The following is a 16,011-nucleotide window of genomic DNA, read 5'->3' as shown; positions in this document are numbered from 1 at the left end:
TCCTGTTTTATTTTGTAGAGATGTAACTCTAGTTACATCTCTACATTTATTTGGAAAATACAATTAGCTTATTTGTTCTTCACTTGACTTTTTGCTTGTTCTAAGGCTATTTCTTTAATTGCTTGATATGAGTTTACATTTGCAGTTCCTTCAATAGCTTTTACTGCTAAATCCTGAACTTGCTTGAGGGCAGATTCAAGTTGCTTAGAAAGGTTTTGAATGCGAGTATCTTGATTAGTAATATTTTGTTCTAAAGATTGCAATCTCTGTTCATAAAAACGTTTTTGCCCTTCTACTTCTTTACTGTATAAATCTGATTTTATTTTAGCTTGATAGTAAGCAATGCCCTTACCTTCCTCTGTTGCTTTTTTGAGAGCAGCTTCTTTATCTTTTGGAAATGCTTCTACCTTAGCTTTATATTCTTCAAATTGTTTTTCGCGTTCAGCAATTATTTTTTCGCGTTCAGCCCACTCTTTCTCTATTTCTTGCTGAAATTCTTCTAATTGCTTGTTTAATTCTTTTTGCTGCTGTTCGTATTCATCTTTTGCTAACTTCCGTTGCAGTTCTAAATTATATTTATACTCAATATCATCTCTTTGTCGAGTCTTTTTGAGATTTTCATCTCTTTCTTTGATTAATCTGTTACTTTCATCTTGTTCTTTTATCCAAGTTTTCCTTTGATCATCTATTTCTTGTAATAATACTTCTTTCTGCTGACTAAACTCTTCTTGATAGTTTTTAGAATTATCTTCATAGTTAGTAATTAAAGTATCCAAAATATCTTCAGATATTTCTAAATTATGTAGTTGCTTTAGCTGTTCTACTTCCTTTTCTACATTTTCTCTAATTTCTGCTAATTTAGAGGCTTGCGTAGTTAGCTGTTCGGATAATTCATTGGCCGCACTACCAAAGCCTAACTGAATTTTAGCCAAGCTTTCAATTGTATAATTCATCTTTTGCTGAACAGTAGATTGTGGATTCATAGTAGTTGTTGGCTCTAATTTGGGCTTCTCTTTAGCAACAGATTGGTTTTCTTTCAGTGCTTGATTCAGTTGTGTTTTAACGGCTGCTGTCTCTTTTGCTAACTCTTCATAAGCTTGAAGGATCTCAGCTTTAGTGCTCTTATCAGTTGGTTTTTTAACTACCACAACAAATCTCCATGATTTCAAAATTCACTTATCAAGACAATTAAAATTGTCATCATCTAATTAATCATTATTTAGTATTAGAACTATCAAAAGCTCTCATTGCTAAGTCTTGCGCCTGTTTCAACGCAGTTTGTAGTTGAGCAGAAATTCCTTCAATTTGCTGAGTTTGTTTTTGAATAGTTTCTTCTAAAGATTGAATTTTTAATTCATAACTCTGTTTGCTAGATTCCCACTCTTTCTCAAACAAATCAGCTTCGACTTTAGCCTTTTGACTTGTCTCTTTAATTGCTTCTTCTCTGGCTTTCTTAACTGCTTCTTCCAACTCGGTAGGAAATGCTGCTACTTTTTTCTCGTATTCTGTAAACAAAGGTTGACGTTCAGTGAGGATTTTTTCACGTTCAGCCCAGTTTTTCTGTTTCTGTTGAGTGTTTTCTTGTATTTCCCGTTCTAAGTTGCGTTTTCTTGCCTCATATGCATCTGTAGTTATTTTTCGAGTTGTTTCTAACTTATATTGATACTCTTCTGCTTCTGAGGTGCGTTGTTTAACTAATAAATCGTTATAAGCTTGTAGTGCTTCTTCGTATTCTGCTTGCTCTTTTTGCCACTCTTTACGCCTAGTGGTAATTTCTTTCTCAAGAGCTTCTCGCTTACTGGCAATTTCTTGTTCTAAAATTTTTAATTTTTCTTGATGTTCTTGATTTAAAATATCTAAAGCGTCTGCTACAATTCTGATCTGCTGAAGCTCTTGTAACTGCTGATTGGCAATTTCTATAGCTCGGTTTAATTCATCTAATTTAGAATTTTCTTGAGCTAATTTTTCAGATAGGGCATTGACAATGCCACCAAACTCTAATTGTAAATCTGCTAAACCTTTAACAATACTATCAACAGTGTATGTAGAAGCAGCTACCAGAATTTCTTGGTTTTTTGCCTTTGCTGCTTCTTCTTGTTTCGTAGCTATTTTTGAATCTAATTTTTTCCTTTCTGCAATAATTTGTTGAAATGCTTGTACTATTTGTTGTTTGCTGTCTTTGACTGCAACTGTAGTCATCTTCCAACTCCTTTAAACATGCAACAATGTAGTGAGTAGCAAGCCATACCAAGACTTACCTATGCAGACATCAGAGTAGCCTGTAAATATGCGTTTTTCACGCAGTGCAAATACTGAAACAAAAAATCAACAGACACTTAAAATCCCTAATAACTATCTACACAAGTGTCCGCTTGTTTCAATGGGAAAGCTTTCTTTAGTTTATAGTACTTATGTACTATAGAAAATATACTCAACTAGTTTCGCTATTGTCAAGCAGGAATTGCGGATATACAAAAATTCAATATTTCCTTCTCTCAAAAACGCTCTTATCTGCTTGTAGCCGTAGTGATTTATAATATGTAAGATTCTGTGATGAATGTTACATTTTATCAAGTAGAGCATTATGCTTGAAGGCTTAAATGCACTGAGGCTCGATAATTGATTCAGTCATCGACTTGATAGCAGTACAGACCCAAACTTTTGTGATCTCAATGTATACCAGCGAATCAACCAAGTTTTCTGCCAAAGCGGATATAGGGCAAACCAGCCGCGTTCTAGTAGTAGAAGATGAAGAACTAATACGGGAAATGCTAGTGGTAGCGTTGGAAGAAGAAGGCTATGGAGTAGTTACGGCTACTGATGGGCGATCGGCTGTAGAATATCTCAAAAGTTTTGAACCGAATTCAGGAGAAGTTTCCTTTGACTTGGTCATCCTTGATTTGATGCTGCCGCAGATCAATGGCTTAGATATTTGTCGCTTGCTACGCCATCAAGGAAACCCAGTACCAATTTTGATGCTTAGTGCCAAAGGTAGTGAAACTGACCGTGTTCTGGGTTTAGAAGTGGGAGCAGATGACTATCTCACCAAACCCTTTAGTATGCGGGAGTTAGTTGCTCGTTGCCGTGCTTTACTTCGCCGCCAGCGTTTCAGCACATTGCCGCAACTACCCGTATTAAAGTATAAAGATGTCAGCTTGAATCCTCAAGAGTGTCGCGTGCTGGTTCGCGGTCAAGAAGTGAGTCTGTCACCCAAAGAGTTTCGGCTTCTAGAACTGTTTATGAGTTATGCCCGTCGGGTATGGTCGCGCGAACAATTGCTGGATCAAGTATGGGGACCAGATTTTGTTGGAGATAGCAAAACTGTAGATGTTCACATCCGTTGGTTGCGGGAAAAATTAGAGCTAGATCCTAGTCGTCCAGAGTACATTGTGACTGTCAGAGGTTTTGGCTATCGATTTGGATAATTGCTTAGGATAGTTGTTAGTTTTTACTTGTTATCAAAAAACTAATGACTTAAATGCTTTTATTGGGATTTTGTTTGGGTTTAGCAGTAGGCGTTGGGTTTTGGATTTGGCAACAGGTTCAACTAGACCGCTACCTGGAGCGAGTACTCAAACCTTTAAATTCTCACTCTTCTAAGGTAATACTGCCGCTGATTCCTCATTTACGGCAGGAAATTGCGTTAGTGAAGCAGCAACGGCAGGATTTACAGCAGTCACTGGAAACTTACCAAGAACTGCTAGATGTTGCACCATTGGGATATTTGCAGGTAGATGAAGAAAATCAACTGCTGTGGTGCAATCAGCAAGCTCGGGAGATATTATATCTGGAGAGATGGCAACCAGGACAAGTGCGGTTGTTACTGGAATTAGTGCGTTCTTATGAACTTGACCGTTTAATTGAGCAAACTCGTGATTGCCAACAACCACGAGTCAAAGAGTGGGTGTTTCACCCTTCTTGTGAGAATGCAACAGCAATGTTAGAAATAAAATCTCTGACTATACGAGCATCTGGCTTTCCCTTACATAAAGGGCAAGTGGGAGTATTTTTAGAAAATCGCCAACCCCTGCTAGATATGAATCAAGTCAGAGATCGTTCTTTTTCGGATTTAGCACACGAACTTAGAACACCACTGACTTCAATTCGTTTAGTTGTGGAAACTTTACAAAACCGTTTAGAACCACCTTTAAATCGTTGGGTTAACCGCCTCATGCAAGAAGTTGATCGCTTGATCAACTTGGTACAAGGTTGGTTAGATCTTACTCAAATGGAAACAGACCCAAGCATCCAACTTCATCCTGAAGCAATGGAAGTGCGATCGCTAATTGCATCTGTTTGGGAAACTTTAGAACCATTGGCACAAAGGCAGCATCTCAATCTTAACTATTCTGGACCAGAATCTTTCTGGATTAAAGCAGATCGCTCCCGGATGTACCAAGTTTTTCTCAACTTGCTAGACAACAGTATTAAATACAGTCCTCCTTGTACAACTATTCAAGTCCAAGCCAAAATTTTATCGGCAAAAGATACCCATAAGGGCAATCCTACTTCTCCGACCCTAGAAATCAATATCGTTGATTCCGGAGTTGGATTTTCAGAAACAGATTTACCCCATGTTTTTGAGCGTTTTTACCGAGGAGATAAAGCACGGACTCGGGATTCAGTACAAGATAATAATTCCACAACTACAATTGTTGGTAGTGGTTTAGGTTTAGCAATAGTCAGGCAAATTGTTCTTGCCCACGGTGGTTTAATCAAAGCTATGAATCACCCCGAAACTGGTGGAGCATGGATACAAGTACAACTTCCGGAAGTAATGGCAAATACTTCAAGCCAAGACTATAGTTAAAAAATATCTTCACGTTTGAGAATACAAGTGTGAAAGCTGTCTTTTATAGCCCCAATCCCGATGGACCCCAGCTGGCGCGCGCTATTAGGCGCTTAGAGCGTGATGTCTTACGCATGGGAGCTTTGGTGGAACAATCGTTTCGTCTCAGCCACCAAGCTTTATTTTCCCGCAATCTAACAGCAGCTGAGGCGCTTCCGCAGTTAGATAAAAAAATTGATCGCTTTTATCGACAAATCGAGTCAGACTGTACGGCAATCATGACACTGCAAGCAACTACGCCACAAGATTTACGTTGCTTGAGTGCTTTTATGCAGCTAGTGCGAGATTTAGAACGGATTGGGGATTACGCTGAAGATCTTGCTGAAATTGCGATTAAAATTTTTCCTTACCCGCCTCATGCGTCTTTACCAGAGATTGCAATTATGTCCCATCACGCTCAGGCTATGTTAGCTACTAGTTTAGTGGCTTTAGCTGATTTGGATGAAGCTGGCGGGCGAAGTGTTAAGCGATTAGATGATGTTGTTGATAATGCGTATGAACGCCTTTATCAGACTTTAGCTTTTCAAAAGGATGTTCCTGGCGTAGTAGAACCAATTGTGCTTTTAGCCTTGGCAATTCGCTGCCTAGAACGCATGGCAGATCACGCCACTAACATTGGTCAACGAGTAGCATATATTGTTACTGGTCAACGTTCCTAATTAAAACTGCTAAATCCTAAAATCAGGGCTTGGGAATTGGTTAATAGCCAATCCTTAGGTATGCTTTGCTGGCCTATTAGTCACAGCAGCACACGCCAAAACATCAGTATTTCTTTTTCAACTCAATATTTCACAGAGCTTGCTTAAAGCATCATAATCGCTGAAAGCATTGATAGCTGAGAGTTTCAATTACTATAACTTTTTACGATACTGGCGGAATATCGACTATAAAAGCAAAATATCAAATGAAAAATTAGTGAAGTCGCATACATTTCACTAAAAGCTTACCTATTCTTAAACTTTCAAATTTAAAGTTAAGCCAAAATAACACAGTGATACTTCTTGCGCAGTCAGAATGATAAGTATGACTGTTTGGATACCTTTATGTTTAGGAAAAAAAGTTCAAGGAGATCAATATTAAGTTGATAAAATTTTGTATAAAAAAGTACATGTAATTTAACATAATCAAAGCAAGATCACAAGCTAGTAAAAGATAAGCAAGAATCAGGGGTTCTACTTAAAAAATACTTAGTCTTATTTATTTATATTATCTGAGAGTTATTTAAGTAGAGAAATGTATGGAGCATAACAGATTTCTATTCTAAAAAGTTTAACAATTTTGTCAAAAGTAATACTTAGTTTTAGCTAAAAATATCAGTAAATCCTTTTAACTTTGCTAAAGTATGCCAAACAAGAAATTTTCTTCACCCAATATAGTTAAGTATGAAGATTTTAGTTAACTTTTAATTAAATCAACCTAGTCAACGCAAAAATAATCTACTAATTCAATTCTAAACAAAACTAAATAATTTAAATTGACTCATATGTCCGGACTACTATTAACTAATATCTATATTCAGAATCAGATATTCCAATGACTTTAATCTTTTATGCAAATGATTTATAGATTTATAATTAAAAATGAAATCATCCTTAGTCTTAAATTTTAAAATTACTATAAATAATTAACCCAAAACAGCCATCATTTATTTTATCATTGAATATTTTTGTTGAGTAGAATTTCTATAACTATCCATAGTAAAAAAAACTTCTGAACTAATTTTCCCAAACCTTATAATTTATTAATCAAGTATCAAAGTAATCTCGGCTATTCTTCGAGCATTCAAGCATTTCTACTCCATCAAACCTATATCTGAATGTATTCCCCAAGTCCTACCGCAGAATCTTCTACTAAATTAAATAATTTCATAGTAAATGGACAGTTACCTCAAAGGATATTTACTCGTAGAGAGGTAATTCCACTCCGGAGTGAAGTACTTTGGCGAATTGAGCGGGGAGCCGTTCGTACCTTAACTTGGAGTGAAGATGGAACATTTATTACTCTTGGTTATTGGGGACCAGGCGATATCATTGGCTATCCCTTATCTAAAATCAAACCCTACCAAATTGAATCTTTAACAAGCGTGGAAGTGAGTGTTGTGCCACCTCAGCTTTGGCATCAAGATATAGACGCTTTATTGTCCCACATTCAACAAGCGGAGGAATTGCTAAGTATAGTACATCGTAAACCTATATCACAACGCTTGTGGCAATTTTTAGTATGGTTAAGTGAAAAATTTGGTCGGGAAGTAGAAGATGGCAAACTGCTTGCCCTAAATGTGACTCATCAAGAAATAGCTGAAGTTTTAAATACGACAAGAGTAACCATAACAAGACTTTTACAGCAATTTGAAGAAGAAGGGCAAATTTTGCGTAATAAACGACGGATGATTCTTCGCTTACCTAATAAAGTCATCACAAAATAGGGTAATATAGTCTTGGTTTGCTTGTAAGAATTACCAATTAAGTTTGGTAAAATCATTGTTGACTTAATAAGTAGATTCCCCAATTTCAAAATTTTTGGGAAGTTTACATTAGAGTGAATTAGTTAGGTGTGAGCGAGAAAAAGAACAATGACAAAAGTATTCTGGGATCTTATAAAGATCGGCCCACTTGTTGTTGCTACTACATTTTTGGCTGCTAATAGTAGCTTGGCTGCTGAAGCTAACGAACAGGTAACCCCTGTTACTCAGTTGTCGCAGGACTCTAGCGGCATGGATCAGGTTACATCCGTTTCACAATTTTCGGATGTACAGCCTACAGACTGGGCATTTCAGGCTTTACAATCCTTGGTTGAGCGCTATGGCTGTATTGCAGGTTATCCCAACGGTACTTATCGTGGTAACCGTGCCTTAACGCGTTATGAATTCGCTGCTGGTTTGAATGCTTGTTTAGACAGAGTTAACGAGTTAATTGCAACAGCTACCAGTGACCTGGTAACTAAACAAGATTTAGCTACCTTACAGCGCTTACAAGAAGAATTTGCGGCTGAATTAGCTACTTTACGCGGTCGTGTGGATGCCTTAGAAGCCCGTACTGCTGAACTAGAAGCCAATCAGTTCTCTACTACTACTAAGTTGGTTGGTGAAGCGATTTTCAGCGTATCTGATTCCTTTGGCGACGATCAAGCCATTGGCTCCCGGACGCTGATCAACGATCCAGCTGGAATTGTTCCAAGAAGAAATTTAGACAGTAACATAACTTTTAATGACCGAGTTCGTCTAAACTTGCTCAGCAGCTTCACTGGTAAGGATCAATTGCAAATCCGTTTGCAAGCAGGGAATGTTTTCAATAACGGCAACGCTATTTATGGCGCTGCTTCCACGGGTACCAACATGACCCGTCTGGCATATGACGGATTTGATACTAATCCCAATAGCGTTGCCATAGATAAAATCAACTATGCTTTCAACTTGAGCGATGCTTTACGCGTCAAGGTTGATGCCAACAATGGTGAGTTTTGGGAAAACACTAACAGCTTCAACCCTGTTTTTGCTAGCAGCGCCAAGGGGTCTATTTCCCGTTATGGTCGATTCAGCCCCATTTACAGACAAGGGCAAGGTGGCGCGGGTGCGACCATAACCTTTAATCCCAATGGAGCATTAAGTGCGTCTGTAGGTTACTTAGCTGGTGGTCGGACTAACACCGCTAGTAGTCCTGTGGAGAGCGCAGGTCTAACTGACGGTAACTATGCAGCCTTGGCTCAGATAGCTTTCCAACCCAGCAAGACACTTAACTTGGGATTAACTTACGTCCGATCCTTTCAAAATAATCTTGGTGGTGTAAACCTGTTTGAAGCTACAGGTAGTAACTTGGCAAGTACACCCTTTGGTAATGTTCCTACTTCCGCTAACCATTACGGTTTTGAAGCTGTCTTCAAACCTAGTACTCAGTTAACTTTTTCTGGTTGGGTAGGCTATAGTAACGCCGAAGCTGCGAACAGTGCGGCTGTTACGTCAACTGTTGCTAACCCTGCTGGTGGAGCACCATTAACTAGCTACACTGTCAACCCTGGTAATAATGCAGACCTTTTCTACTGGGGCGTTACCGCTGCTCTCCAAGACTTTGGCAAAAAGGGTAATGTACTTGGTTTTATATTTGGTCAACCACCTAAAGTAACAAGTAGTGACGTTAGAGCTACTAACGGTGTAGAGCAGAAAGATGCAGGTACTTCCTATCACCTAGAAGGACAGTACAGAATGACACTAAGTGATAATATTTCTGTCACCCCAGCTTTGTTGGTGATCTTCAATCCCGAGCATAACGACAGAAACGACACGATTTACGTAGGTACTCTCCGTACCACCTTTACTTTCTAGAGTTGGTTATGAGTTAGTAATGATGCGATTAGCGCCATTAACCTATGAATAACTAAAACTTAACCCGCCAAGAGGCGGGTTTTTTTTATATGGTAAACAATAGCTATGTGGGCTTAAAATCCCGTTGATTAGACAGATCTGTTGGCGGACGATCGCTACTCCAAGCCCACCATGCATAACCACAGTGACAATTGTAGAACTCCTGCCATTTGCGGCGATGGTCTTCTGTCATCACAGGCGATCGCCGATTCATCCAAACGTTTACTGCTTCTCGGCTACTTGAATTGCAGTTAGGACAGCAAAACTGATGAGCATGAATTGCCTTATTTGTCCATTCAGGCGGGGTGGGAGCAAAAGCGTCCATGTAATTAAAATTTAAATCTTAATGGTTATCCAAAACCTTGATGTTTTGAACTTCTATGCAAACGGGTACCATACAATCCCGTTACACTATACACTACTCTATTAATTTTTTGATACTTTGGTCTGTGCCTTTGACAAATAACAATTTGCTGAGGTAACTGTCATGAGAAGTTATCACAAATCAAAGATTAGCACGAAATGTTAATTCTTTGCAGAATTAGGTACTATGCATATGATGGCTAATCATTAAATTTATGGAGCCAAACGCTGAAATTCGCCGTCTGCTAGATGTAATGCCTGCTTCGGGACGTATGATGACAAAAATCGTCAGTAAACCTGAGCAAGCAAAGGTAATTGATAGTTTCTTTCCACTGCCTTGGAATCAAGAGCGACCAATATATATTAATTTCGATTTATGGTTTCGTTTGACAAAATCACAAAGAGATTTACTGCTGTTGCAAACGGTTAGCTGGTTGACGGGAGTGAAGTGGTTCAAACCTGATATTTATCAGGGTGTAGTACTAGTAGGGCTGTTGGGTGGAGTCATAGAATCAACACAGTCAGATGTAGTAGGTGTAGTGATCGCAGTAGGATTAAGCGCGATCGCCAGCTTTCGGATCTGGCGTACTAATAAATCTCCAGAGTTAGAATTAAATGCTGATGCAGCCGCAATTCGCATAGCACAACGGCGGGGTTACTCAGAAGCTGAAGCCGCCGAACATTTGTTATCTGCAATTGAAGAAATAGCCAAGATTGAGGGACGTTCTGGTTTAAATTTTACCGAGTTGATCCGTTGCCAAAACTTACGGGCGATCGCTGGTTTTTCACCTGTGGGTTTACCAGAAAGTTATACAAAGTAGCAAGGAGTCAAAAATTCTGGTGTGGAAAATTCAATGTAGCGATCGCTGGGTAAAGGTAACAGTTTTTGATAGCTATTTAACGTCAGTTACCCGCCAGCTAAGTTTCAAATTCACCCAGAAATTCCAGATAGTAGCAATTGCGATCGCAATCAAGTTGGCGATGTAGCGGTTGGGAATGAGGAAATTAAATACTAAATTCAAAATTAGTACATTTAATATCAATCCAGCCAAGCAAATTAAATTGAATTTTAAAAAGCGCTTCAAACGTTGACGCCATTCCTGCTGCTTCATGGAGACATCAGCAAAGGTCCAAGCATCATTCCACAAAAAATTATTGAAAATGGCAATTTCACCGGCAATGATTTTGCTGCGAGTCAAAGGTAAAGCTAGGGTTGTGGGGTCACTGAGCAAATAAAGTATTGTCATATCTACAAATACTCCACTGAGTCCCACTAACCCAAAGCGCAGAAATCGACCAATGGGGAAACCAATGTTTTGACTCAATTTTTCTAACTTTCCTGTAGCTTGGCTAACTCGTCCTAAACGTCCTGTGGAAAGACGCAACCGTAGTAAGTGGCGTAAATAATCGACATATTGCTTCCATGTCACTTTGCTTTCACCTTCTTTGCGTTCGCAGAACACATAGCCCACTTCAGCAATTTCACAGACTCTTCCCCGCCCAATTACTTCTAAGAGAATTTTATATCCTACGGGATTGAGTGTTGCTCCTGCGATCGCATTTCGACGCACCATAAAATAACCACTCATGGGGTCAGAAACTCTTCCCAGTACTCCTGGTAAGATAATCAATCCCAAAACCTGAGCGCCACGAGACAATAACCGTCTGATAATACTCCAACTACTAACACCGCCGCCTTCTACATGACGACTACCTACTGCCAAATCCGCACCCTGTTCAATCTCAGCCAACAATTGTGTCAAAACTTCCGGTGGATGCTGTAGATCTCCATCAATCACTCCTAAAATACTTCCTCTTGCCACTTGCCATCCACGAATCACCGCCGAAGATAGCCCCCGTTCCTGTTGGCGTCGCATTACCTGCAATTGTGGGTATTTCTCTGTGAGGGATTGTGCTACTTCCCAAGTTCGATCTGGACTATCATCATCTACCACAATCAGTTCATACTGTCCCGGAATAGACTCATCCAACAACTGGCTCAATACCTTAACCACATTCTTGATATTGTCATGCTCTTTGTAAGTTGGAATTACTAGAGAAAGAAGCATAGCTTCTCCATTAGTATCTGCAATTTTAGGAGGCAATTCCGATATTTGTAATTTACCAGTTGGGACTGATAATAGTGAATTGGTTTGGCTGTGAGTCATTCAGCAGAATCCAAATAGTAAAAGAGTATATTAATGAACAATTATCTTGCTAATTAGCTGGATTTTAATATAAACTACACTACTTTTTATGCTATTTATTGATGTTGATTAACATTTTATATAAACTTTTCTCAGCCTAGTAACCTAACTTTACACGTTACCTTGATGGACATTGGCTCTACTGCTAAACAGGTGCGATAAGAGCGAGATGAGTGCAGATTAATCCATAGCGGCTTTATGTTAAGTTACTTATTAATCGTATCACTTGAGTATTATACATTATTTCTGGAGCAATAATACTTTTACAGAGTGTTTATCTGTTTGTATCTGAATATTTTAAATTAACTTGAAATATAAAAGTTTAATTAATAACCTATAACCATAAAATTTTATTTTTGTTACTTAAACAAAAAACTATCCCAAGATAATATATTTAAAAATAAAAATAGCAATCCTATTTTACAAAAAATTGCTATTAAAATTATTTGGGTTGATATTTTTTGGTATTCTCATTTATAGAAAATTTTGAGGAAGTCACACCCGGAATAGATACTATAGATATTCCTTTCACCTGTGACACGCATCAGCTAATTTATTGCCAAAATGAGAAATGTGGTTTTGTTTGATGAACTGTGGTTATTAAAACTGTTGACGCTATTCTCGACCATGCCCTAATGGGATACGATATATCTCCCGCAGAGGGAGTGGTATTGTTAAAACAAACAGACCCAGAGGCGATCGCTGCTATTCAAAGCACAGCTGATAAACTCCGCCGCATTCAAGCCAGTGATACAGTCACCTACGTAGTTAACCGCAATATTAACTTTACTAACATTTGTGAGCAGCACTGTAGTTTTTGTGCTTTCCGGCGTGATGATGGTGATGATGGTGCTTACTGGTTAGATTGGGCACAAATTTTGGAGAAAGCTACAGATGGAGTGCGACGGGGCGCAACGGAAATCTGTATGCAAGGGGGATTAAACCCACAAGCTCAGGTCAACGGTAAATCTTTGCCTTATTATCTCAAGTTGGTGAAAACCATCAAACAGGAATTTCCCCAGCTACACTTGCACGCTTTTTCTCCTCAGGAAGTGCAATTTATCGCCAGAGCTGATGGACTGAATTATGCTGATGTGATTGCGGCTTTGCGGGATGCTGGTGTAGGTTCAATGCCAGGAACAGCAGCTGAGGTGTTGGATGATGAGGTACGGCGCGTACTGTGTCCGGAGAAGATTGACACAGCTACTTGGCTAGAAATTGTTAGTACAGCGCATCAATTAGGCTTGTACACTACTAGCACTATGCTCTCAGGACATATCGAAAGTCCAGAACAGCAAATAGGACATTTAGAAAAATTGCGATCGCTCCAACAAACTGCGATTAACCGCGGCTATTCGGCGAGAATTACTGAGTTTATTTTATTACCTTTTGTTGGACAAGAAGCACCTAAAGCTTTACGCCGTCGAGTGGGACGCGATCAACCAATTTTAACTGATAGTCTGCTACTGACTGCTGTGGCGCGGATTTACTTAGGAAATTGGATTCCCAATCATCAGCCGAGTTGGGTAAAGCTGGGGCTGACTGGTGCTAAAGAGGCTTTAGTTTGGGGTTGCAACGATATCGGTGGCACATTGATGGAGGAACACATTACCACAATGGCAGGAGCCTTGGGCGGTACATCAATGGAAGTAGAAACCTTACAAATAGCGATCGCTTCGTTAGGACGACCTTACTATCAAAGAGATACTCTGTATCAAAAAGTAATGAATTAAGAATAAGAGTAACAACGCATAACTCAGCACTTAGCACTTTGAATGATCCCCAAGATACCAATCCAAGATACTATGGACGTTGATTTATGCGTTGTTTCACTAAATGCTTATGAAGCGCTATTGGTCGCGTCTGCTTGCCCTGGTTTTAGTTGTAGCCATCAGCTTAATGGGCTGTTCTAGTCCTGATAGTTTGACAGGGGATTATCGTCAAGACACCTTAGCGGTAGTCCAGATTTTAAGAAATGTCCTAGAAATATCAGAAGATTCACCAAATAAAGCAGCAGTTCAAGCAGAAGCGCGTCAAAAAATAAATGACTTTTCAGCTCGCTACCAGCGAGCTAACTCTGTTTCTGGTTTGAGCTCCTTTACTACCATGCGAACAGCCTTAAACTCTCTAGCAGGACACTACAGTTCTTATCCCAATCGTCCTGTGCCACAAAAACTCAAAGATCGCTTAGAAAAGGAGTTTAATCAGGTAGAGACGGCGTTGAAGCGCGGTGCTTAACTCTCCACAAAACAGAGTCAAGAGTCCTAACTTGATTCAGGCTCTTGACTAATTTGTTAAGTTTAGTTTCATCAGGTAAACAGCTTTTAAATTTTGACTTTTGATTTACATATATGCCAGGTATTATCATTGACGAGAAAGCAAATAACCAGAAATTGGGAAATTACCTGAGTATCTCCTAGAACTTAACCAAATAACAAAATACGGCAACAGAAATAGGGGTTTGAGAGTCTTGGAAAAATAGGCTTCAAAACCCCTATTTTTTGAATATAGAATTTGATCCGCATCACCCTCAGCTAATGTAATTTGAGGTTGACGATCAGACATCTTGTACAAGTACTTTTGGTAAGTGATAGGGAAAGGGTTATGGGGCAAGGAAAATTTTATTTTTTTACCCTTGACTTTATCTTTATGCTTTACCTAACTTCTACAAGAAGTTTAGTATTTTGCCCTGCTACCTTGAAGTATGTTTAACCGTTCCTTGAAAGTTACAAAATCAAAGTTATTTGTCCGACGCCTTCTTGCTGCTGTTTTCAGTAGTAGCCTTTTAATTCCCAATTTTGTGGCCCAACCAGTACAAGCCCAAGTCAAGGAATATTGCCAGTTATCATCAACAGCAGTCAAAGAAAAAGATAACTTACGTCTTGCAGCACTTAGAGGCAATCCAGATGCCCAAAAGCGCTACCAGCAGATATTAAAACAACATGCACAGGAAATAAAGGAGTGCCGTAATCGTAACTGGCCGCAAAATCTAGCAATTTGGTTGCGCTTGTATCCTTGTGACATTAATCCTGGTTTACTCGACCAAATTATGGATCGAATTGTTAACCTTGGCTATAACCAAGTTAATTTGGAAGTGTTTTATGATGGGCGGGTACTTTTGCCAGCAGCAGCTAACCCGACAATTTGGCCTTCTGTGATCCGTACCCCAGGTGCAGAAAAGGCAGATCTACTCGCCAATGCGATTAAAAAAGGGCGACAACGGGGTTTGAAGGTTTACGCCTGGATGTACACTATCAATTTTGGCTATAGCTATGCCCAGCGTCGAGACAGAGAAGGAGCGATCGCGCGCAATGGCAAAGGTCAAACTAGCTTATATGTTGTGGATAACGGCACTCATGTATTTATCGACCCATACAACTCACAGGCGAAACGCGACTACTATCAAATGGTGCAGGAAGTACTGCGCCGTCGCCCAGATGGGTTGTTGTTTGACTATGTGCGCTATCCGCGTCAAGCAGGAAGTGATTCTATAGCTACCAAAGTTACAGACTTATGGCTATTTAGTTCAGCAACCCAAGAAGCTTTATTTCGACGAGCACAAAATAACAAAGGGCTAGATTTGATTCGGCGCTTTTTAAGTAAGGGATATGTAACCGCAGCAGATATTGCTGAAGTCGATCAACTTTATCCTCAAGAAGGAGAAGCCTTATGGCAAGGTCGAACTTTGTCAGCAGCGCAAAAATCTCTTCTCAATCCCATTGACAGACAACCGCTTTTGCAATGGGATTTGTGGCAGCTCGCTGTTGCCCATGCCATGCAAGGTATCCTGGATTTTGTCGCCTTAGCAAGTTATCCAGCACAGCAACAAGGTATTCCCGCAGGAGCAGTGTTTTTCCCTGAAGGTAACCAAACTTTAGGACAAGGGTATGATTCGCGCTTACAGCCTTGGGATAGATTTCCTAGCTCTTTACAATGGCATCCTATGGCTTATGCAACTTGCGGTGATGCCAGTTGTATTGTGGCGCAAATACAACGGGTCTTGAGTATGGCAAAACCAGGTACGCAAGTGATTCCAGCCTTAGCGGGTAAATGGGGAGCCTCGATTAGCAATCGTCCATCTCTAGAAGCACAAATGCAGGCGCTTCGACAATTTGCCCCCCAAATCAAAGGAGTGAGCCATTTTGCCTATTCTTGGCAATACCCTGAAAATGATGGCGATCGCAAGTTTTGTCGCAATCAGTAATTGCTGGAAAATTCTAGAGTTGATAGGTAGA

General features: G+C 39.6%; 13 protein-coding genes. 9 read left to right on the top strand and 4 right to left on the bottom strand.

Annotation, left to right across the window (positions count from 1 at the left end; all coding sequences use genetic code 11):
* Positions 1-68: 68 nt before the first annotated feature.
* Both BV372_RS23305 and BV372_RS23300 read right to left on the bottom strand, forming a co-directional pair.
* On the bottom strand, positions 69-1,148 hold the full coding sequence (locus BV372_RS23305) for a hypothetical protein (RefSeq protein WP_086688876.1): 1,080 nt from the start codon (positions 1,146-1,148) through the stop codon (positions 69-71).
* Positions 1,149-1,215: 67 nt separating this feature from the next.
* Positions 1,216-2,199 carry a hypothetical protein gene (locus BV372_RS23300; protein ID WP_086688875.1) on the bottom strand — a complete coding sequence of 328 codons (984 nt, stop codon included), beginning with the start codon at positions 2,197-2,199 and terminating at the stop codon, positions 1,216-1,218.
* A gap of 473 nt (positions 2,200-2,672) precedes the next feature.
* Between BV372_RS23300 and BV372_RS23295 the strand changes: the two genes are divergently transcribed.
* The 5 genes from BV372_RS23295 to BV372_RS23275 all read left to right on the top strand — a co-directional run bounded on the left by BV372_RS23295 (position 2,673) and on the right by BV372_RS23275 (position 9,167).
* Entirely contained in the window at positions 2,673-3,425 is a 753-nt protein-coding gene (locus BV372_RS23295) for a winged helix-turn-helix domain-containing protein (RefSeq protein WP_086688874.1), read from the top strand.
* Positions 3,426-3,478: 53 nt separating this feature from the next.
* Positions 3,479-4,810, top strand: a complete 1,332-nt coding sequence (locus BV372_RS23290; RefSeq protein WP_086688873.1) for a cell wall metabolism sensor histidine kinase WalK — start codon at positions 3,479-3,481, stop codon at positions 4,808-4,810.
* Positions 4,811-4,839: 29 nt separating this feature from the next.
* On the top strand, positions 4,840-5,508 hold the full coding sequence (gene phoU / locus BV372_RS23285) for a phosphate signaling complex protein PhoU (RefSeq protein WP_086688872.1): 669 nt from the start codon (positions 4,840-4,842) through the stop codon (positions 5,506-5,508).
* A gap of 1,157 nt (positions 5,509-6,665) precedes the next feature.
* Positions 6,666-7,274 carry a Crp/Fnr family transcriptional regulator gene (locus tag BV372_RS23280; RefSeq protein ID WP_086688871.1) on the top strand — a complete coding sequence of 203 codons (609 nt, stop codon included), beginning with the start codon at positions 6,666-6,668 and terminating at the stop codon, positions 7,272-7,274.
* A gap of 147 nt (positions 7,275-7,421) precedes the next feature.
* Entirely contained in the window at positions 7,422-9,167 is a 1,746-nt protein-coding gene (locus BV372_RS23275) for an iron uptake porin (RefSeq protein WP_086688870.1), read from the top strand.
* Positions 9,168-9,270: 103 nt separating this feature from the next.
* On the opposite strand, the gene BV372_RS23270 is transcribed toward BV372_RS23275, so the two are convergent.
* On the bottom strand, positions 9,271-9,531 hold the full coding sequence (locus tag BV372_RS23270; RefSeq protein WP_086688869.1) for a hypothetical protein: 261 nt from the start codon (positions 9,529-9,531) through the stop codon (positions 9,271-9,273).
* A 253-nt stretch (positions 9,532-9,784) separates the two neighbouring features.
* Between BV372_RS23270 and BV372_RS23265 the strand changes: the two genes are divergently transcribed.
* Complete coding sequence (locus BV372_RS23265; RefSeq protein WP_086688868.1) at positions 9,785-10,390, top strand: DUF3318 domain-containing protein; 606 nt, start codon at positions 9,785-9,787, stop codon at positions 10,388-10,390.
* 72 nt (positions 10,391-10,462) lie between these two features.
* On the opposite strand, the gene BV372_RS23260 is transcribed toward BV372_RS23265, so the two are convergent.
* Entirely contained in the window at positions 10,463-11,737 is a 1,275-nt protein-coding gene (locus tag BV372_RS23260) for a glycosyltransferase (protein ID WP_086688867.1), read from the bottom strand.
* Positions 11,738-12,369: 632 nt separating this feature from the next.
* On the opposite strand from BV372_RS23260, the gene cofH reads away from it, so the two are divergent.
* The 3 genes from cofH (at position 12,370) to BV372_RS23240 (ending at position 15,980) form a co-directional block, all read left to right on the top strand.
* Complete coding sequence (cofH, locus tag BV372_RS23255) at positions 12,370-13,509, top strand: 7,8-didemethyl-8-hydroxy-5-deazariboflavin synthase subunit CofH (RefSeq protein ID WP_086688866.1); 1,140 nt, start codon at positions 12,370-12,372, stop codon at positions 13,507-13,509.
* Positions 13,510-13,618: 109 nt separating this feature from the next.
* The gene (gene psb27 / locus BV372_RS23250) at positions 13,619-14,014 is read left to right on the top strand and encodes a photosystem II protein Psb27 (protein ID WP_086688865.1); all 396 of its coding nucleotides are present in this window, start codon (positions 13,619-13,621) and stop codon (positions 14,012-14,014) included.
* A gap of 466 nt (positions 14,015-14,480) precedes the next feature.
* Positions 14,481-15,980 carry a family 10 glycosylhydrolase gene (locus tag BV372_RS23240; RefSeq protein WP_086688863.1) on the top strand — a complete coding sequence of 500 codons (1,500 nt, stop codon included), beginning with the start codon at positions 14,481-14,483 and terminating at the stop codon, positions 15,978-15,980.
* The last annotated feature ends 31 nt before the right edge of the window (positions 15,981-16,011 follow it).

The organism is Nostoc sp. T09, from assembly GCF_002154695.1.
Classification (GTDB): domain Bacteria; phylum Cyanobacteriota; class Cyanobacteriia; order Cyanobacteriales; family Nostocaceae; genus Aulosira.
The sequence above is the reverse complement of the archived record's forward strand: the minus strand, read 5'-3'. Positions and strand labels throughout refer to the sequence as shown.

Bases quoted from the DNA above. Each gene is read 5' to 3' on its own strand.
- BV372_RS23300 (WP_086688875.1), bottom strand. From the start codon at position 2,199: ATGACTACAGTTGCAGTCAAAGACAGCAAACAACAAATAGTACAAGCA.
- BV372_RS23295 (WP_086688874.1), top strand. From the start codon at position 2,673: ATGTATACCAGCGAATCAACCAAGTTTTCTGCCAAAGCGGATATAGGG.
- BV372_RS23290 (WP_086688873.1), top strand. From the start codon at position 3,479: ATGCTTTTATTGGGATTTTGTTTGGGTTTAGCAGTAGGCGTTGGGTTT.
- BV372_RS23280 (WP_086688871.1), top strand. From the start codon at position 6,666: ATGTATTCCCCAAGTCCTACCGCAGAATCTTCTACTAAATTAAATAAT.
- BV372_RS23275 (WP_086688870.1), top strand. From the start codon at position 7,422: ATGACAAAAGTATTCTGGGATCTTATAAAGATCGGCCCACTTGTTGTT.
- BV372_RS23270 (WP_086688869.1), bottom strand. From the start codon at position 9,531: ATGGACGCTTTTGCTCCCACCCCGCCTGAATGGACAAATAAGGCAATT.
- BV372_RS23265 (WP_086688868.1), top strand. From the start codon at position 9,785: ATGGAGCCAAACGCTGAAATTCGCCGTCTGCTAGATGTAATGCCTGCT.
- BV372_RS23260 (WP_086688867.1), bottom strand. From the start codon at position 11,737: ATGACTCACAGCCAAACCAATTCACTATTATCAGTCCCAACTGGTAAA.
- psb27 (WP_086688865.1), top strand. From the start codon at position 13,619: ATGAAGCGCTATTGGTCGCGTCTGCTTGCCCTGGTTTTAGTTGTAGCC.
- BV372_RS23240 (WP_086688863.1), top strand. From the start codon at position 14,481: ATGTTTAACCGTTCCTTGAAAGTTACAAAATCAAAGTTATTTGTCCGA.